This window comes from Chryseobacterium sp. HNCC26DJ238, assembly GCF_057180465.1.
Genome location: NZ_JBXUGI010000021.1, coordinates 41,454 through 62,253, shown reverse-complemented (window position 1 = coordinate 62,253; position 20,800 = coordinate 41,454). Strand labels below are relative to the sequence as shown.

The window sequence follows — 20,800 nt, the reverse complement described above, 5'->3', positions numbered from 1 at the left end:
TAAAAGTTTATAATTGATTACGATTAATAACCAGGGTTTTGCTGGAATGTAGGCGTAATATTTATAGTTGACTGAGGAATCGGCCACTGCCATCTAGTGTCATTAGGTAAAATAGTCTGTACTAAAGACGCACTACCAGTACCATCAACATTTGGACCTTCACCTGTTCTCTGCATGGTCTGACCTAATCTTTTAAGTGTATAGAATCTGTCATTCTCAAAAGCTAATTCTAATCTACGTTGTTTCAAAATTTCATTAGAAAGAGCTGTACCTGTTAAATTCACAGGAACATATGCCTGGTATCTTTGAGTTTTAAGTACATTTAATAAAGAATTCGCCAATGTTTCATTTCCAACTCTGAAAGCAGCTTCAGCAACATTTAAATAAACTTCAGCAGTTCGTAAATATTTAACTTCAACCACATTTAAAGGAGTAGCTCCGCCAGTGTTAAATGCCCACTTAACTACGTGATTTCTGGAGGCACCTTGATAAGCACTGGTTCTAATGTAAGCACTTTTTCTAATATCAGTTGCAGTATATAAATCATTCAATGATTTTGGCACAACATATTCTGACCTGATACTTCCTGCTGTTGCTGTAGCTCCTTGCTGATAAGCAACACCTACAGTTACATTTTCCTGAGTAGAATTAAGTACTTTGAAAAGTACCCCATCAACATTATTTGAAGACCATATAGTAGCAAAAGTACCTATAGCTCCTACACTTGGAGACAAAGCAATACAAGAATTACCTGCAGCAATTGCATTATTATAGTCTCCTTTATATAAATAAACTCTTGACAGCAAACCATAGATAGCTGCTTTAGAAAATTTTGATTTATCAGTTGGAGCATCTGTAATATTATTTACTGCAAAATTTAGATCCGAAATAATATTGTCATATACCTGAGCTACAGTAAGTGTTCGTATAGTCGAATTTTCCAAAGGATTAAATTCAGTTACATAAGGTATACCTAAAGAAGAATTAGCATCAGCTGACTGTGTTGGTATTTTACAATATGCTCTGACAATGTCAAAGTGTGCAGCAGCTCTCACCGCTCTTGCATTTGCTTCTATGTTAGTTCTAAAAGCTCCAGCAGGAAGATTATTTATATATTTCAGAGGCATATTTGCTCTTGAAATAACAAAATATGCTTGACTAAAAAGCCCTGTAACAGAACCATTATTGGATGAAAAAGTCCAGTTATATGCTGTAAAATTAGAACCTCTTCCCTGAGGGTTATAAATTAAATTATCTGTTGTCAAATCAGGTATAATAATCTGATTCCCCGTATCAACTGAAAAATAGCCAGCTCCCTTTATAGCAGTATAGGCACCATTTATAGCCTGGGTGAAGTTTGCCTGAGTAGTCATGGCCTCATCAAGTGGAATCTGACTGTAAGAAACCTGATCCAATTCTCTTTCACAAGAAGTTAAAATACCCAATGTAAAAGCGCTTAATATTGTTATTTTTATTATTTTATTTTTCATAATCTCAAATAATTTTAAAATTGTAATTCAATTCCCAAAGTGAAAGTTCTTTGAGTAGGATAGGTATAAAGTGTGTATGATCCCGGTACATCAGTATTACCTTCTCCAGATCCTACAGCAACTTCAGGATCACCTTGGAATTGTGTCCATAAGAATAAATTCTGAGCTTGTGCATACACTCTTATTGAACTTAATGGAACATTTTCTCCTAAGAAATTCTTATCAAAAGTATATCCAACATTTAAGCTTCTGAATCTAATATAATCTGTTTTTTGTAAGAAATAGTCAGTCATCCATATTCCATCTTGTGAAGGAGCTGGAAGAACATTTGTATCTCCAGGATTCTGCCAGTAATTGAAGGCATCAACCGATTTATTAGTATTAAATTGAGAACTATCAAGTCTGTTAAGAGCTTCATTATTTACCGCATAACCTCCAAATTTATATGAAAAATCTGCAGTAATATCAAATTTCTTATAAGTGAAAGTTGCCCCAAATCCTCCAAAATATTTTGGATACGGAGATTTATCTTTAATATCCTGAATATCAGTACTAGAATATACATTCGTAGCTCTACCTCCTTCTACATCATAAAAGGTTTCTCCAACGTTAGCAGTTGTACGATTTGTATAATACAAAGCCTCTCCTGTCTGTGAATTAACACCAGCAGATCTTACCATCCTGAAAAAATAAGGAGATTCGCCTACTTGAAGTTTATTATTTACACCTACGTTTCTTTCTGTTTCTCCTTCTCTTAATGCTAAAATTTTATTTTTAACATTTGAGAAATTACCTCTTAATTGGAAAGTCCAATCTTGTTTTCTGATAACATCAGCAGAAAGATCTAGTTCTATACCTTTATTTTCTAATTCTCCAGAGTTATCATATACTGTATATCCACCTTGTACAGTTGCATTTGGAATTAATTGTAAAAAGTCGCTTCTTTTGTTGATAAAATATTCTACCGAACCTCTAAATCTATTCAAATAATTAAAATCTAAACCAAAATTAGTAATTTTAACTTTTTCCCATTCTAATAGTTTGTTTCCTACTGTAGTCGGCACTACTGTTGTAGCATTTGGCCCATAAAGTCCAAAACCTACATAAGGTTGATTAACATAATCTGGAATTGGAGCATCATTACCTGCAATACCATAAGAAGCTCTTAACTTTAATGCTTTTAAATCAGGCATATCAATAAATGATTCTTTTGCAATATTCCATGCAGCACTTGCACTCCAGAACACCCCAAACTGATTGTCTAAACCAAATCTTGAGCTTCCATCTCTTCTAACTGATGCACTTACTAAATATCTTAAATCATAATTATAATCAGCTAATAATGCCAATGAAGTCCTTCTAGTCTGAGTTCTACTTCCAGTTGTAGAAAAAGGAGTTACCATATTACTCAGAATATCTAAACCTGGAGTTCTATAGTTCCTTCCTGTTGCTGCCATTGTATTCGTATCCTCAGTACTATATTCATAAAAAGCAGTAGCACTAACGCTGTGAGAACCAAATTTTTTGTCAAAATCTAGTCTCTGGTTAGCAGTAAGATAGTACAAATCATTATTAGATTGGCTAACCTGACCGTTAAGTCCAAGGATAACATCTAGATATGATTTTGGCTGTAAAATCGACTTTCCTTTTAATTGAGCAAATGTATTAAATAAAGAAGATCTGAATTTCAACCAATCTGTAAACTGATATTCTCCAAAGATATTTCCGTTTATTCTTAGATTACTGTTAGAAGATGTATTAGTTGTCAAAGCTTCCAAAACTGGAAAACCTGCACTGGTTGGATTATATGTCCCATCCGCTAAAAATACTGGCTCGTAAGGATTAGCAGAATACATAAAATTGAATGGATTCTGTCCGTTATTTAAATCTCTCTGATTTTGAGTCTGCTGATACTGTAGTGATGTATTTACCCCAATTCTGATTTTATCACTTAACTGATTTTCAAAATTAAATCTTGCACTGTATCTTTTTAAAGCATTTAAGTTCTGAATAATACCTGAGTTACTATCATATCCTAATGAGTAATAAAATGTACTCTTGTCTGTGCCACCATTAGCACTAAAGAAATATGATTCTTCTCTTGAATTCCTTAAAATATCTTTCTGCCAATCATGATTTTGTGCGGTCAACTCAGCAACTTCTGCAGGTGTGTAAGGAGTATTTCCTACAAAGGGTGCAATTGCATTTTCCCACGCCAATTTTTGACCCGCATCCATCATCTGGAAATTCATTTCTTTATCAGAAATTTTCTTAGATGTTCCGAAACGTGACTCAAAACTATAGTTAGTTTTTCCTTTGGTTCCTCTCTTAGTGGTAACAACAATAACCCCAGCAGCAGCTCTTGATCCATACTGAGCAGTTGCTGCAGCATCTTTAAGAATTACCTGTGACTCAACATCACTAGGATTCATTGCATTTAACTGGGCAAATGATGAATACTGGCCATCAATAACCACCAAAGCTCCCGTATTAGAAAAATTAGAAAAACCTCTAATTGTAATTGATCCCCCACTACCAGGCTGTCCACTAAGAGTTTGCACCAATACTCCCGGAGCTTTTCCCTGCAGCATGTTTGTTAAAGACAACGTATTTGATTGTTGCTTCATCTCCTCACTTCCAATAACAGATTGAGCCTGAGTAATCTCATCAGTCTTCTTTGTACGATAACCTGTAACTACTACTTCTTCAATATCTTTCTGGTTAGTAATAGTATCCGGTTTAGCTACTTGTGCGTAAGCAATCTGTCCTAAGAAGAACAGGGCACCCGCACTTAATACACGTAATTTAACATTCATATTAACAAAATTTTAATATTTTTAATGAGCAAATATGTTAATAAATATTAATATATGCAAATTTTTACCTAAAATAATATTTATATAATTATTCAATTACCGAACATATCACCGATTAAATAAAAATTTAATAAAAAAAGACTTAAATTATCACTGTTTATCAAACATTTCAAAACATTTAATGAGTTTTGACAACAAAATAAACAAACTCAAATATCTTATTTATAATTATTATAAATAATATGAGTGTGTAAAAAGAAAACCCACTTACAATAAGTGGGTTTTATATTCATAAAATGAAATAATTACTTCAATTTTTTCTTCACAGCAACTTCCTCATAAACTTCAAGAATGTCATTCTGCTCAATATCATTGTAACCCTTCAGGTTTAATCCGCATTCATAGCCTTTCGTAACTTCTCTCACATCATCTTTAAAACGTTTTAAACTTTCAAGTTCACCATCGAATTTGACAATACCGTCTCTTAACAAACGTACTTTAGACTGTCTTGTTACTTTTCCGGTAAGAACCATACAACCTGCAATAGTACCGATCTTAGAAATCTTGAAGACTTCACGAATCTCTACATTACCGATTACCTGCTCCTGAATTTCCGGAGAAAGCATTCCTTCCATGGCTTCTTTTACCTCATCGATTGCCTTATAGATAATAGAATACGTTCTGATTTCAATTTCCTCACGATCTGCAAGTTCTTTTGCATTGGCTCCAGCTCTTACATTAAATCCTATTATAATAGCATCTGACGCCGCAGCCAGGTTAATATCAGATTCTGTAATCTGTCCTACGCCTGAATGAAGTATATTTACACTGATTTCTTCTGTTGATAATCTTTGCAGCTGATCAGAAAGTGCCTCTACAGAACCATCTACATCACCTTTAAGGATAATATTCAGTTCTTTGAACTCTCCTAAAGCAATACGTCTACCCAATTCTTCAAGCGTCGTATGTTTTTTCGTTCTGATGGAAAGCTCTCTTTGTAGCTGTTCTCTCTTGTTAGCAATCGTCTTACCCTCACTTTCATCTGCATAAACACGGAATTTATCACCAGCTGTCGGTGCTCCGTCAAGACCTAAAATGGTAGCCGGTATCGAAGGACCTGCTTCTTCAAGGTTTTTCCCTCTTTCGTCAAGCAGAGCTTTTACTTTACCGTGATTTTTACCTGCTACAACATAATCTCCAACTTTTAAAGTTCCGGTCTGTACCAACATCGTTGCTACATAACCTCTACCTTTATCTAATGAAGCTTCAATAACTACCCCCTGCGCAACGCGTTCAGGATTAGCTTTTAGTTCAAGCATCTCAGCCTGAAGCAATACTTTCTCTAATAAAGTATCCATATTGTTCCCCATCTTAGCCGAAATTTCCTGAGCCTGAACATTTCCACCCCATTCTTCAACAAGAATATTCATTCCTGAAAGTTGCTGACGGATATTGTCCGGATTGGCATTCGGTTTATCTACTTTATTGATCGCAATAATCATTGGAACTCCAGCAGCCTGTGCATGAGAGATTGCTTCTTTTGTCTGTGGCATTACATCATCATCCGCAGCAATTACAATAATTGCAATATCGGTAACCTGTGCACCTCTTGCTCTCATTGCCGTAAAGGCTTCGTGACCCGGAGTATCTAAGAATGTAATTCTCTGTCCGTTTTCAAGTTTTACATTATAGGCACCGATATGCTGAGTAATTCCACCGGATTCACCTGCAATAACGTTTGTTTTTCTGATATAATCCAATAATGAAGTTTTACCGTGATCAACGTGCCCCATTACTGTTACGATTGGTGCTCTTGAAACAAGGCTTTCTTCAGTATCTATATCTTCTTCAGAATCCGCTTCTTCAAGATCAGCATCTGAGAATTCAATTTTAAATCCAAATTCGTCAGCCACTAATAATAATGTATCAGCTTCAAGTCTTTGGTTCATTGTTACCATTACGCCTAATGAAAAACAAGCAGAAATTACCTCAGTTGCACTTACATCCATCAAACTTGCCAATTCTCCGACAGTAATAAATTCAGTAACTTTCAATGATGTATCTCTTGCATCTGCTTCCTGTTGACGCTCATCCTGCTCTCTACGGTAACTTCTTTTATCTTTTCTGTGTTTGGCAGATTTAGATTTACCTCCTTTATTAGTCAGTTTTTCAAGAGTTTCTTTGATCTGATTTTTAACCTGCTCATCTGTTAATTCAACAGGCATGGTTCTCTGACCCGGTCTGGTATTGTTTCCAAAACGGTTTCCACCTCCCTGTCCTGCCGGACGGTTTTGTCCTCCCTGTCCCGGAGGTCTGTTTCCCTGAGGTCCACCCGGGCGGTTTTGCCCACCTTGTCCAGGAGGTCTGTTACCCTGAGGCCCACCCTGACCTGGAGGACGGTTTCCACCGGGACCATTCTGACCCTGTGGACGGTTTTGTCCGCCTTGATTATTTCCGCCTTGCTGGTTGTTACCTGTATTCTGATTGGGACCACCTGGCTTTTCAATTCTTTTTCTTTTTTTCTTGGCTCCGGAATTTGGCTTTGGCGCAAACTGCGTCAAGTCAATTTTTTCACCAACAATTTTCGGCCCATCTAATTTTTGATAAACCGTTTCAATTTTCTGAGATTCCTGAGGCTCTTCGGCTACAGGTACTGGTTTTTTTTCTTCCACTTTCTCAATTGGTTTTTCAACCGCTTTAGGTGTTTCTTTTACAGGTTCTACAGGTTTAACTTCTGCTTTCACCTCTTCTGATTTTGGTTTATCTTTTCTTGCAGGTCTGTTTCTATTTCCCTCAATCTGAGACAAATCGATTTTATCCAACACTTTGAACTCCTGCTTTTCAGGTGCTGGTTTAGTTTCAGAAACCACTTTTGGTTCTTCCTTTGCCACTTCTTTCACTTCTTCAACTTCCTCTTTCTTTTCCTCGACAGGAGCAGGAGCAGGCTTCGGAGAAGATATTTCTTCCGCAGCTTCAGGTTTTTTAGGTTCAAGATCAATTTTACCTAAAATTCTGGTTTCTGGTTTATTAGCTTTAGCTCTTATTACTTCAGGTGCTTTTTTCTCTTCAATTTCCAGTTTTTCTTCCGGAACTTTTGAAATAACAACCTCATGGGAAGCTTTACGCTGTTCACCATCTTTGGCAAACTCAGCTTCCAATGCAGAATATGCCGCCTCTTCTAATTGAGCGTTAGGATTATTTTCAACCACGATATCTTTAGACTGTAAAAATTCTACCAGTCTCGACATCGATATATTGAATTCCTTAACCGCTTTATTTAATCTTATTTTTGGCATCTATATTATTTACTGTTTTTTTTAATTTTTAAAATTAAAGTGTTCTTTTTTACTGTTTTAAAATTTATTTTTAAATTTTAATCTTCAAATTCTGCTTTCAAGATACTTTTTACGTCATTAATCGTTTCCTCTTCCAAGTCAACCATTTTTAACAGGCTCTCTGTATCTTTATCCAAAACTGATTTTGCAGTCGTAAGACCTACCTTCTTAAATTCATCCAGAATCCACTGTTCGATATCGTCATTGAATTCTCTCAAATCAACATCATCATCTTCGCTGGCCTCTCTGTATACGTCAATTTCATAACCAGTCAACCATGAAGCCAGTCTGATATTCTGACCTTGCTTTCCGATAACTTTAGAAATTTCATCAACAGGGGTATAAACCATTGCATAATTAGCTTCCTCGTTTATATCAATCTTATTGATCGTAACATTGCCTAAAGCTCTCTTCACTAATATTTCAGGGTTATTTGACCACTGAATTACATCAATATTTTCGTTTCTTAATTCTCTTACCACACCATGAATCCTTGATCCTTTTACTCCAACACAAGCTCCTACCGGATCTATTCTGTCATCATAAGCATCAACAGCAATTTTTGCTTTTTCTCCAGGAATTCTGACTGCTTTTTTAAGAATAATTGTTCCATCCTGAATTTCAGGAATTTCCAACTCCAATAATTTTTCCAGAAATTTAGGAGCTGTTCTTGAAATAATGATCTGAGGCTTCGAACCTTTGAAATCGACTGATTCTACTATAGCTCTGATATTTTCACCTTTCTTGAAGAAATCAGAAGAAATCTGATTTTCTTTTGGCAGAATAAATTCATTTTCCTCGTCGTCCAGTAAAATTACATGTTTATGGCGAATATGATGAATTTCTCCTGTTACAATCTCACCGATTTTATCTTTAAACTGCTCATACAGCATCGCATTGTTATGCTCCTGCAATTTCGTAGCCAAGATTTGCTTCAGTGTAAGAATATTTCTTCTACCTAACTGAGCAACCGGGATTTCCATTGTAAAGTCCTCACCAACTTCAAAAGTCGGATCAATTTTTTTAGCTTCGGTAATTTCAATTTCCAGATCATCATCTTCAGACATTTCGTCTTCTACGATAGTTTTATTTAAGAATATCTGAAAATCACCTTTATCAGGGTTTACAATTACATCAAAATGATCATCAGAATCAAATCTTTTTCTTAAAAGAGTTTTCAGAGAATCCTCAATAATTGCCATAAGATCGATCTTACTGATCCCTTTTTCGTCTTTAAAATCACCAAAGGATTCAATCAACGCTATATTATCCATTTATCTTTTTTTCTTTATTAAAATTTAACTACTACCAAAGCTTTTTTGATCTCAGAGTACAAAATATCTTTTTCTTCCTCCACATCCACTTTACCTTTACCAATGTCTTTGGGCTTTCGGTAACGAAGAATCAGCGTAATCTTCTCATCATCTACTTTAGCCAGCTCTCCCTCAACAATTGAAGAATCCTCCAGAATTACTTCGATTTCTCTTCCTATATTTTTATTAAACTGTCTGGGTGTTGCCAAAGGCTCACTCAATCCGGCTGACATCACCTGAAGGCTGAAATCATGTTCATCACGATCTGCATTGAATTCAATGGCACGGCTTGCATCAAGACAGTCCTGTAAAGTTACACCGTTATCACCGTCTAAAATCACAGTAACATCATCTGCTGCGGAAATCTTTAAATCAATAAGAAATAAATCTTCTCTTGTTTCAAGAAAAGCACTTAATAATGTTTCAATATTTTTTCTAAACTCCATATATTTATTATCATGATCTACCTGTACGAAAAAAGGCTTTCTTGCGAAGCCTTTTCATTTTTCCGTAAATCATATGCAAATATAATACATTTTTCTAAAAAAAACAAATAAGTCTAATTATCAAGCAAATAACATTTATTATTATTGCCACAATAAAAGATGCTAATACGGTTACAATAATTCAATAGGACTATTTACAAAACAACATTATCTTATCTATATGATAAAAGCAAATAAAAGCACATTTACATCCAGGCGGCAAAATTATCATCAGTCAGGAGAATTATTAGTGAACATTTTAAGATTCTTACCTTATATATATACCATTGCTCTAATACTTTACCACGATTTAAAAAGACCGTCAAAGTATTTTTTAGTATTTTTGTCAAGAATTTTTAAAAAAACATACATTTTGAATATAACAATAGTAGGAACTGGCTATGTAGGATTAGTTACAGGAACTACCCTTGCAGAACTTGGAAATTCTGTATACTGTGTTGATATTGATGAAAAAAAAGTTACGGACATGAAAAATGGCATAGTGCCGATTTATGAGCCAAATCTTGAAGAAATGTTCCTTAGAAACATCCAGGCTGAGAGGCTTTTTTTCACCACAAATCTACAAGAGGCCTTAGATATAAGTGAAGTCATTTACCTTGCATTACCTACACCTCCGGGTGAAGATGGTTCAGCAGACCTGTCCTATGTCTTAAAAGTTGCCAATGACATCAGTGAAATGATGACCCAATATAAGGTAATCGTGAATAAAAGCACGGTACCTGTAGGAACAGCAGACAAGGTGACACAAGTCATAGCGTCAAAAACAGAGATTCCTTTCGATGTTGTTTCTAATCCTGAATTTTTAAGGGAAGGATTTGCGGTTGAAGACTCTATGAATCCTGCCAGAGTAATTGTAGGATCAAGCTCTGAAAAGGCTAAAGAAATCATGTCTAAGATTTATCAGCCATTTACCACTACTGGGATTCCTATTATTTTTATGGATGAGAAATCATCTGAATTAACAAAATATGCTTCCAACTCTTTCTTAGCTGTTAAAATCACCTTTATGAACGAAATCGCCAATTACTGCGAAAAAGTGGGTGCTGATGTTGATAAGGTAAGACTTGGGATGGGAAGTGATGACAGGATTGGTCACCGTTTTTTATTTCCGGGAATAGGATATGGAGGGAGCTGTTTTCCTAAAGATGTGAAAGCACTCATCAGATCAGGAAAAGATGAAGATTTTAATTTTCAGATTTTAGAAGCTACAGAAAACGTCAATCTTTCTCAAAAAGTCATTCTGATTTCTGAAATAGAAAAGTATTTCGGTGGAAATATAGAAGGAAAAACAATTGCTGTATGGGGACTGGCATTTAAAGCAAATACCGATGACATTAGAGAAGCATCTTCTTTAGACAACATCGATTTACTTTTAAAAAAGGGAGCAAAAGTAACCGCATATGATACTATTGCTGAGAAAAATGTAAACAAAATCCTTGGTAACAAAATAAAGTATGCTAAAACAATGTATGAAGCATTGGAAAACGCAGACGCCTTATTCATTGCTACCGAATGGCCGGAATTTAAAAATCCCAATTTTAAACTGATGGCTGAAAAAATGAATAATAAGGTTATTTTTGACGGAAGGAATTTGTACCCTTTGGAAACTCCTGAGCAAAACGGTTTTTTCTATAAAAGTATCGGTAGAAAAACGGTGCAGTAAATATAATAAGACTGCAGTAAGAAATTTATAATAATAATTAAGTATAAATAAAAAAGAGTCGGAGTTTAACCTCATAACTCATCTCAAATATCATGAAGAATATCATCATCACAGGCGGTGCAGGATTTATTGGATCTCACGTTGTAAGAGAATTTGTTAAAAATAATCCTGACTCAAAAATCATCAATCTTGATGCGTTGACCTATGCAGGAAATTTAGAGAATTTAAAGGATATTGAAAACGAGCCAAACTACGTTTTTGAAAAAGCAGATATTACAAAACCAGACGAATTGAGAACGGTTTTTGAAAAATATAATCCTGATGCTGTAGTGCATCTTGCGGCAGAAAGTCATGTTGACAGAAGCATCACAGATCCGAATGCATTTATCAATACGAATGTTAACGGAACAGCTAATCTTTTGAATCTTTGTATAGAATTTTGGACTTTGGATCCGGATCACACTCATGGAAGGTTCCCGAATGAGCAAAGAAAAAATTTATTTTATCATGTTTCGACAGATGAAGTATACGGAAGTTTAGGTGAAACAGGATTTTTCCTTGAGACGACCCCTTACGATCCACAATCTCCATATTCTGCAAGCAAAGCTGCTTCTGACCATTTGGTGAGAGCGTATGGAAATACATATGGGATGCCGTTTATTTTATCTAACTGCTCAAACAACTACGGACCGAATCATTTCCCTGAGAAATTAATTCCGCTTTGCATTTCAAATATTATCAATGAAAAGCCATTACCTATCTATGGTGACGGAAAATACACCAGAGACTGGTTGTTTGTCATTGATCACGCAAAAGCAATTCATCAGATTTTTAATGACTCTAAAACCGGAGAAACGTACAATATAGGAGGTTTTAATGAATGGCAGAATATTGACCTGGTAAGAGAGCTCATCAGACAGATGGATGAGAAACTTGGAAACCCAGCCGGACACTCAGAAAAACTGATTACCTATGTGAAAGACAGGCCGGGACACGATAAGCGTTATGCAATTGATGCGACAAAACTCAATAAAGATCTGGGATGGAGACCATCGGTGACTTTCGAGCAAGGCTTAGGAAAAACCATTGACTGGTTTTTAGAAAACAAAGAATGGCTGGAAAATGTAACCTCAGGAGATTACCAGAAATATTATAACAAACAGTATAATTAATAACAAGCACCAGATATATGAAAGGAATTATTTTAGCCGGCGGCTCAGGAACAAGACTTTTCCCATTAACCATTGCCGTAAGCAAACAGCTGATGCCGGTTTATGATAAGCCAATGATTTATTATCCGTTGTCTACCTTATTATTAGCGGGCATTAAAGAGATATTGATTATTACCACCCCTCACGATCAGGCAGGGTTTATCAAACTTTTAGGTGACGGTTCACAGCTTGGGTGCAACATCGAGTACGTGGTACAGCCAAGCCCTGATGGTCTGGCTCAGGCATTTATTCTGGGAGACCAATTTATCGGTAATGATTCTGCCGCTTTGGTTTTGGGAGATAACATCTTCTATGGTTCTGAAATGGGAACTCTTTTAAAGAACAAAACCAATCCGGATGGTGGAGTTGTTTTTGCTTATCATGTCGCAGATCCTGAAAGATATGGTGTTGTGGAGTTTGATGAAAACCATAAAGCAAAATCTATAGAGGAAAAACCAACACATCCTAAATCGAATTATGCTGTTCCGGGATTATATTTTTACGACAATGAAGTAGTAGAAATTGCTAAAAACATACAGCCTTCTCCAAGAGGGGAACTTGAAATTACAGATATCAATAATGTTTATTTAAGCAAAGGAAAATTGGAAGTCGGCGTTTTAGATCGTGGTACAGCATGGCTGGATACAGGAACTTTTGATTCCCTTAACGACGCATCAGAATTTGTAAGCGTTATAGAAAAAAGACAGGGTTTCAAGATTGGTTGTATTGAAGAAATTGCTTTCAGAAATGGATTTATCGATGAAGATAAACTTCTTGAAACTGCAGCAAAATATGGAAAAAGCGGATATGGGGAGTACTTAAAAAAACTCGTTATATAAGCTATATCAGATTTAAATTATATCATTATCGTCAAACTGTGAAATCCCCCTCATGATCAGTTTACTATTATCTATACGGTAGTTATTTAATTATTATAAATTTACAAAAAATCTACTTTGAAAACCGTAGTATACACATCTGACAAGAAAACTCATTTTTTCCAGGAGCTTAAAGCAATTTATCAAGACATTAAATCATCTAATTTTTTGGCTTATCAAATGGCAAAAAGAGACCTGCAGTCACAATACCGCCAGTCTTTTTTAGGCTTCTTCTGGGCATTTGCTCCTATACTTACCAATTCTTTAGTCTGGATATTCCTTAGCAGCTCCGGAACCGTTAATGTCAATGCAGACCAAAGCATTCCCTACATTGCATTTGTTGTAATAGGAACGACACTTTGGAGCATTTTTAATGAAACGCTTTTCATTCCTATCACATCGGTGAATGGTGCCAAGGGACTGCTTTCTAAAATTAATTTTCCGAAAGAAGCGTTGCTTATCTCGGGAATCTATAAGATGATATTCAATTTAATTCTTAAACTTCTGCTCATAGCAGGAACTTTAATTGTTTATGGAATTACTCCAGGAATAGAGATCGTATATTTTCCATTGATTATACTTGCTCTCATTATTTTCTCTATCAGTTTGGGGATTTTATTTACTCCGCTAGGACTTATTTATACAGATATTAACAAGATCGTGTCTACCGCTGTTTCATTTTTGATGTATATGACTCCGGTGGTATATGCTGTACCTAAACAGGGAATTTTCAAAAAGCTTTTTGAGTTCAACCCACTTACTTTTATTTTCAATGATGCAAGAAACAGCCTGACAGCCGTAAAACCTGAAAATTTATTATTCTGTTTAATATTGACCTGTATAAGTTTTATTATAATGATGATAGGCATGGTTATTTTCAGAAAATCAATGCCTATTATAATTGAAAAAATCGGAGGATAGTATGAAGTACGATGAAAAAGAAGTTCTGGTCAATGTAGAGAATGTATCCAAGAAGTTTTCAATGGATTTGAAATCTTCTTTAAAATACGGAGCATTTGATATTATCAAGAGTACGTTAGGATTAAAAATAAATAAAGAATTGCGGCCTAAAGAATTTTGGGCAGTAAAAGATATCAGTTTTAAACTCCACAGAGGTGAATGCATCGGACTTATTGGCCATAATGGTGCGGGAAAGAGCACACTTCTGAAAGTTCTGAATGGTCTCTATGCACCTGATAAGGGCCAGATTGTTATGAAAGGAAAAATCGGAGCCCTTATTGAGTTGGGTGCCGGATTTAATCCTATTCTTACAGGCAGGGAAAATATCTATAACAACGCATCTATTTTAGGCTTTACAAAAAAAGAAGTTGTTGATCGTTTAGATTCAATCATTGACTTTTCTGAGATCGGTGAGTTTATTGATATGCCGATTCAGAATTATTCATCAGGAATGAAAGTAAGATTAGGATTTGCTATTGCCGCACATCTCGAACCTGACATTTTAATAATTGACGAAGTGCTTGCAGTAGGAGATTTAGGATTTGTACTCAAATGTTTTAATAAGATAGATGAACTTCTTCCTAATACTGCGGTGATCTTTGTTTCACACAGTATGCCAATGATTTCAAGAATCTGTAATGAAGTCATTTTGATGGATCATGGGCAGGTAGAATATTATGGTAATGATATTGGCAAAGGAGTACAACTATACTATAACAAATTTTCAAACAATACTAAAAATACGGTATTTGACAACAAAACTTTCGAATTGGTTTCTCAACAATCTGACCTGAAAGAAAATACAGTATACCGCAATCATGATTTTAAATTAGCTTTTGTGTTTAAAGTTAATAGAGAAATACGAAAAGCACCAACCCTCTACCTTGAATTTAAAGATAAGGAGCAGCGGCCGATTGCGGGAATTTATGTAAGAGAAGAAAAAAAATTTAATTCACAAAACAATACTATAACGTATACCATAACGATTAAAAATCCGTTGTTTACTTTAGGTAAATATATAACTGATCTTAGCCTTTATGACTCAACCACTCCACATCTTCGAATAAATAATATTTTTGAATTCATCGTTACCGGTGAAGAAGAGCAGTGGATTCCATTTGAACTGGAAGCAGAAAGTAACATCATTTTAAATTAAAAAACACTATGATCCCTGTAACCCGACCTTTCCTTCCCCCACAGGAAGAATATCAAAAATATTTAAGCGGCATCTGGAAAAGAAACTGGCTTACCAATATGGGGCCTTTAGCCAGTCAATTGGAAATGGAACTAAAAAACCATTTAAACATCCGTCATCTTCTTTTTGTAACGAATGGCACTGTTGCCTTACAAATCGCTATTAAGGCATTGGAACTTCAGGGAGAAATTATTACGACTCCATTCTCTTTTATTGCTACCACCAGTTCTATTGTCTGGGAAAACTGCACGCCCGTATTTGTAGATATAGATGAAAAGTCTCTGAACATTGATGCAACTAAAATTGAAAAGGCTATTACTGATAAAACTTCTGCAATCTTAGCGACTCATGTCTATGGAAACCCATGTGACGTGCTCACCATAGAAAAAATTGCAAAAAAGAATAATTTAAAAATTATTTATGACGCTGCTCATGCATTTGGTGTCGAAGTAAACGGAAAATCTATATTTGAGTACGGAGATATTTCTACATGCTCTCTTCACGCGACTAAACTCTACCATTCAATTGAAGGAGGATTATTAGTTACAAAGAATTCAGAGTTATTGAAAAAGCTTGCGACAATAAGAAATTTTGGAATCTCAGGTTTTGACACCTTTTCGGATTTGGGAATTAACGGGAAAAATTCTGAATTTCATGCGGCAATGGGATTAGCAAATCTTAAATACATTCGGGAAATTCACGAGAAGCGAAAAGCTTTAACGGATCTATATGACAAAAGGCTATTAACTTTTAAATTTGAGAAGCCCACCTGGAATATTTACTCTACAAATAATTATGCTTATTACCCTATTATCGTGGAAAGTGAAGAAGTTCTTTTAAAATTAATGAAAGAATTAGAAAGACAACAAATTTTCACCAGACGTTATTTCTATCCAAGTCTTGCTTCGGCCTTACCATACCTTCCAAAACAAGAGTTACCTGTTACTGAAAACATTTCAAAAAGAGTTCTTTGTCTTCCTTTTTATTATGATTTGACATTTGAAGAGATTGAGTATATTTCAAGAATTATTTTAAGATTTCAAAACAATTGATATGACTATTGCAATCATGCAACCCTATATTTTTCCTTATATAGGATATTTTCAGATGATACATGCTGTTGATAAATTTATTTTTTATGATGATGTCAACTTCATAAAGCAAGGATGGATTAACCGAAATAATATTTTAGTTTCAGCAAAAAGTTTTTTGTTTACAGTTCCCCTGTCTAAAGCTACCTCCTTCAGTATGATTAAAGACACACTTATTAATGAAAGTTTATATGAAAAATGGAGGTCAAAATTTTTAGTCACTTTATCACAGAACTATAAAGATGCACCGTTTTTTACATCGACTTACGACTTAATATCACAAATTTTAAATAAAAAACATATTACGATCAGTGAACTGTCGATTGACAGCATAAAATCCATTTCTTCACACCTAGGTTTTACTACTCAATTCATCATATCATCTCAGGCTTATCACAACAAAAGCTTAGAACGGCAAGAACGATTATTGGATATATGCTATCAGGAAAAAGCAGTTAATTATATCAACTCTATTGGTGGTCAGGAATTATATAAAAAGGAAGATTTCAAAAAACGAGGAGTATCATTAAAATTTATTAAATCTTTATCTTTGGAATACAAACAGTTTAAAAATGATTACGTGCCCTATCTTTCGATTATTGACATTCTGATGTTCAACAGTTTAGATGAGATAAAAAGTCTTTTAAATAAATACGAATTAATATAATAACATAAAATGGAAAAAATTGTAATTTTTGGAACCAGTCAATTAGCAAGCTTAGCTCATTTTTATTTTACACATGACTCCCCTCATGAAGTCGTAGCCTTTACATTGGACAGTGATTATATTACTGAAAATGAATATAGAGGTTTGCCAGTCGTGTCTTTTGAGGAAATTGAAAAACAATACCCACCGTCTGAGTACAAAATATTCTTACCGATTAGTTTTAAACAAATGAGTTTTTTACGTAAAAGAAAATTTGAAGAAGCAAAAACAAAAGGATATTCCTGTGTTAGCTATGTATCCAGCAAAGCCACAACATGGCCTGATTTAACGATAGGTGAAAACTGTTTTATTTTCGAAGACAATACGATTCAACCTTTCGTAACAATCGGTGACAACTGCGTTTTATGGAGTGGTAATCACATTGGTCACCATACAAACATTCATGATCATGTATTTATTACTTCCCATGTTGTCATTTCAGGATGCTGTGAAATCGGTGAAAATTCATTTTTTGGTGTGAATGCAACCGTAAGAGATGAAACGAATATCGGAAAAGCTTCGTTAATCGGTATGGGTGCTATTATTACAAAGGATACTCCGGAATATAGTATATGGCTGGGTGCCAAATCAACGATGAGAGACGAAAAGAGTATAGATATCGACAGTATTTCACATAAAACTAAAGGTTAAGAAGATGTGGATAAAAAAAGGGAGAATACATAACGTTAACCATTTTAATGAATGGATGGTTTCACATGCCTGTGTTCCCACTGCACTGTTATTAGATACTGAAACCATAAGAGTATATTATGCTCCGAGAAATTCTGAAGGAAAAAGCATTCCTACTTATATTGATTTGTCTGCAAAAGATCCCGGTATCGTAAAGTATGTGCATGATCAGCCGATACTTGAGCCAGGAGAATTAGGAACTTTCGATGACGGGGGTATTATGCCGTGCTCTGTAGTTCGTTTATCAGACACATGCATCTATCTTTATTATGTAGGATGGAATGCAAGTGTGATGGTTCCTTATCGAAACGCAATTGGTCTTGCGATCAGCCATGATAATGGCAAAACATTTAAAAAAGCCTTTCCCGGGGCAATTGTTGAACGAAACAGAGATGAGCCATTTTTCACAGCATCACCTTGCGTAATCAAGCAGGAAAACAATTGGATAATGTGGTATGCATCAAGTACTGGTTTTGTACTTAATAAAGAAGGCAAGCCTGAACCTTTGTATGAAATTAAATATGCCCATTCAAAAAATGGTATCGATTGGGTTCGCCCGAACATTACTTGTATAGCTCCTGCAGAAAAATATCAATGTACAGCCAGACCTACAGTAATTGTTGAGGATGGGAAGTATAAAATGTGGTTTACATACAGAGGCTCTTTCGATTACAGAGATGGCAAAGACAGTTACAGAATAGGGTATGCAGAGTCTGAAGATGGTATTCAGTGGACACGCAACGATGCTGATGCAGGTATTGAATTTTCATCCGAAGGATGGGATTCCTCCATGCAGACCTATCCTTCCGTAATACAGGTTGACGAAAGAAACTTTTTGTTCTATAATGGTAATGGTTTTGGTAAAACCGGAATAGGGTATGCTGTATGGAAATAAATTTGCGTAAAAAAGTCAGTTGTCACGTAATAACTTATAATCACATCAATTATATATCCCAATGTCTTGATGGAATTCTGATGCAGAAAACCGATTTTGATTTTGAAATTATTATTGGTGATGATCTTTCTGACGACGGCACCAGAGAACTTGTACAGCAATATGCAGATAAATATCCGGATTTAATAAAACTTAACTTAAGAGAAAAAAGAGGAATCGGAATTCCAGGAAAAGAGAATTTCGTATCAACTCTAAATATGTGTCATGGAGAATATATCTCTTTATGTGATGGTGATGATTACTGGACCGATCCTTTAAAACTGCAGAAGCAGGTTGATTTTTTAGAAGCCAATAAGGATTATGTCCTTTGCTTTCATAAGGTTGACATACTACAGCCTGACGGCAAAATTGTGGATGATTTTATTACAAAAATACCTACAGAATATAGGTTACGAAAAAATATCATAAATAATGCAAATTATATTCATTCACCAACAGTTCTTTTTAGAAATCTGATCAGAGATGAAATAAATTCACTTGAGTTTCAGAAAAGTCCTATCGGAGATTATTTTATCTATACCATTCTCACACAATATGGTAAAATAGGTTTTTTGGATATGACAATGGCTGTATATAGGTTTGGTGCAGGAGTTTACAGTTCACTCAATAATTTAAAGATGATTACTGCAGATGCTTTGTTATTTGTTAATTTATATTCTTTTGAAAAAGATACTTCTTACAGAAATGTCTTCTACAATAATATTATAAATACACTTAGTGGTTTTGAATTGATTGTTAAAAAACTTGAAAATGAAAATAAACTGCTTAAGACACGCAGACATATTTTTATTGAAAAGATTTATAAGCTCTTTAAATAAAACCAAGTGATTTCTCAGAATTACCTGAAATTCTAACACAATATAATATGAAAAAAATAAAACCTCTTGCATTTTATCTCCCTCAATACCATCCCATTCCTGAAAATGATCAATGGTGGGGAAAAGGTTTTACAGAATGGACGAATGTCGGTAAAGCAAAACCTTTGTTTGAAGGCCACGAACAGCCCCTCTGTCCGGGAGAACTCGGATATTATGATCTCAGAGTTCCTGAAGTGAGGGAACAACAGGCTCAAATGGCAAAGGATTATGGGGTACATGGATTTATTTATTATCATTATTGGTTTGGAAACGGAGTACAGCTTCTTGAAAGAATTGTCAACGAAGTTTTAGAAACGGGAAAGCCTGATTTCCCATTTTGTTTTTGCTGGGCAAACGAAACCTGGTCAGGAAGATGGCATGGATTGGATAAAAAAATACTGGCAGAACAGGTTTATCCCTCAGAAAAAGATTTAAATGCACACTTCAGTTATCTTTTGCCTTTCTTTAAAGATGAAAGATATATAAAAGTAGACGGTAAACCTGTTTTAGTTATTTATGATCCTTCCGATCTTAATGAAAAAGCTCCTGATTATATCTTAAAATTCCGTGCTTTGGCTAAAAAAAATGGTTTTGATGACCTTTATATAATGGCAAGCAATAAGATGAGTGACAGTCTTCCCTATAAAAAAATGGGCTATGACGGAAAGATTTCCAATGCATTTCAAAAAGCATGGATTCCTTACATTGAAGGAAAAGAATATACTTCAGGAAAAGAATATTATACCAGAAAAGTAAAAAATATTTTAGGAATAAAAAATCAGGATAAAAAACAAGACATTGAAACAAAAACTCTAACACAGGACGCATCTCTGGTGGTCAATGAAATGAATTTTGTGAATGCGGATGTAGAAACATTTCCGATGGTACTGTCAAATTGGGACAATACACCAAGAAGTGGTGATAAAGGAATCATTCTCTCCAATAACAGCCCTGAAGTTTTCAGAAAGCAGTTGGACAAAGCGGTAGAATTTTTAGGAAAAGAAAATCACACAGAAAAATTTCTTATTCTCAAATCATGGAATGAATGGGCTGAAGGAAATATTCTGGAACCTGACCTGAAAAATGGATTTTCATTTATTAAAGAAATAAAAAAAGCGATAAACCGTCAGTAGT

Annotated in this window: 16 protein-coding genes; 11 read left to right on the top strand and 5 right to left on the bottom strand. The window is 34.9% G+C overall.

The features are described 5' to 3' along the window. Positions 1-23: 23 nt before the first annotated feature. From AC2A07_RS17720 to rimP, 5 genes are all read right to left on the bottom strand, one after another. Positions 24-1,490 (bottom strand): RagB/SusD family nutrient uptake outer membrane protein, encoded by a 1,467-nt coding sequence (locus AC2A07_RS17720; RefSeq protein ID WP_484051486.1) that lies wholly within the window; start codon positions 1,488-1,490, stop codon positions 24-26. 14 nt (positions 1,491-1,504) lie between these two features. After that, complete coding sequence (locus AC2A07_RS17715; RefSeq protein ID WP_484051485.1) at positions 1,505-4,306, bottom strand: SusC/RagA family TonB-linked outer membrane protein; 2,802 nt, start codon at positions 4,304-4,306, stop codon at positions 1,505-1,507. A gap of 305 nt (positions 4,307-4,611) precedes the next feature. Further along, positions 4,612-7,602, bottom strand: a complete 2,991-nt coding sequence (gene infB, locus AC2A07_RS17710) for a translation initiation factor IF-2 (RefSeq protein ID WP_484051484.1) — start codon at positions 7,600-7,602, stop codon at positions 4,612-4,614. 77 nt (positions 7,603-7,679) lie between these two features. Next, positions 7,680-8,915, bottom strand: a complete 1,236-nt coding sequence (nusA, locus tag AC2A07_RS17705) for a transcription termination factor NusA (RefSeq protein WP_484051483.1) — start codon at positions 8,913-8,915, stop codon at positions 7,680-7,682. Between the two features lie 17 nt (positions 8,916-8,932). Continuing rightward, on the bottom strand, positions 8,933-9,400 hold the full coding sequence (gene rimP, locus AC2A07_RS17700) for a ribosome assembly cofactor RimP (RefSeq protein ID WP_314493654.1): 468 nt from the start codon (positions 9,398-9,400) through the stop codon (positions 8,933-8,935). A gap of 412 nt (positions 9,401-9,812) precedes the next feature. Here rimP and AC2A07_RS17695 point away from each other — a divergent pair, with 412 nt between their 5' ends. From AC2A07_RS17695 to AC2A07_RS17645, 11 genes are all read left to right on the top strand, one after another. Then, positions 9,813-11,123 (top strand): UDP-glucose dehydrogenase family protein, encoded by a 1,311-nt coding sequence (locus tag AC2A07_RS17695; protein ID WP_484051482.1) that lies wholly within the window; start codon positions 9,813-9,815, stop codon positions 11,121-11,123. A 92-nt stretch (positions 11,124-11,215) separates the two neighbouring features. Next, the gene (gene rfbB / locus AC2A07_RS17690; protein ID WP_484051481.1) at positions 11,216-12,295 is read left to right on the top strand and encodes a dTDP-glucose 4,6-dehydratase; all 1,080 of its coding nucleotides are present in this window, start codon (positions 11,216-11,218) and stop codon (positions 12,293-12,295) included. A 17-nt stretch (positions 12,296-12,312) separates the two neighbouring features. Further along, positions 12,313-13,173, top strand: a complete 861-nt coding sequence (gene rfbA / locus AC2A07_RS17685) for a glucose-1-phosphate thymidylyltransferase RfbA (RefSeq protein ID WP_484051480.1) — start codon at positions 12,313-12,315, stop codon at positions 13,171-13,173. A 219-nt stretch (positions 13,174-13,392) separates the two neighbouring features. Then, positions 13,393-14,133, top strand: coding sequence for an ABC transporter permease (locus AC2A07_RS17680; protein ID WP_484051479.1), 741 nt, complete (start codon positions 13,393-13,395; stop codon positions 14,131-14,133). A gap of 1 nt (position 14,134) precedes the next feature. Beyond that, positions 14,135-15,328 (top strand): ABC transporter ATP-binding protein, encoded by a 1,194-nt coding sequence (locus tag AC2A07_RS17675; protein WP_484051478.1) that lies wholly within the window; start codon positions 14,135-14,137, stop codon positions 15,326-15,328. A gap of 8 nt (positions 15,329-15,336) precedes the next feature. Beyond that, the gene (locus tag AC2A07_RS17670) at positions 15,337-16,419 is read left to right on the top strand and encodes a DegT/DnrJ/EryC1/StrS family aminotransferase (RefSeq protein ID WP_484051477.1); all 1,083 of its coding nucleotides are present in this window, start codon (positions 15,337-15,339) and stop codon (positions 16,417-16,419) included. A 1-nt stretch (position 16,420) separates the two neighbouring features. Continuing rightward, entirely contained in the window at positions 16,421-17,125 is a 705-nt protein-coding gene (locus AC2A07_RS17665; RefSeq protein WP_484051476.1) for a WbqC family protein, read from the top strand. Positions 17,126-17,134: 9 nt separating this feature from the next. Continuing rightward, complete coding sequence (locus AC2A07_RS17660) at positions 17,135-17,815, top strand: acetyltransferase (RefSeq protein ID WP_484051475.1); 681 nt, start codon at positions 17,135-17,137, stop codon at positions 17,813-17,815. A 4-nt stretch (positions 17,816-17,819) separates the two neighbouring features. Then, the gene (locus tag AC2A07_RS17655; RefSeq protein ID WP_484051474.1) at positions 17,820-18,749 is read left to right on the top strand and encodes a glycoside hydrolase family protein; all 930 of its coding nucleotides are present in this window, start codon (positions 17,820-17,822) and stop codon (positions 18,747-18,749) included. Then, positions 18,740-19,627, top strand: a complete 888-nt coding sequence (locus AC2A07_RS17650; RefSeq protein ID WP_484051473.1) for a glycosyltransferase — start codon at positions 18,740-18,742, stop codon at positions 19,625-19,627. Before AC2A07_RS17655 ends, AC2A07_RS17650 begins: the two co-directional genes overlap by 10 nt. 47 nt (positions 19,628-19,674) lie before the next feature. Next, complete coding sequence (locus AC2A07_RS17645) at positions 19,675-20,799, top strand: glycosyltransferase WbsX family protein (RefSeq protein WP_484051472.1); 1,125 nt, start codon at positions 19,675-19,677, stop codon at positions 20,797-20,799. Position 20,800: the final 1 nt, after the last annotated feature.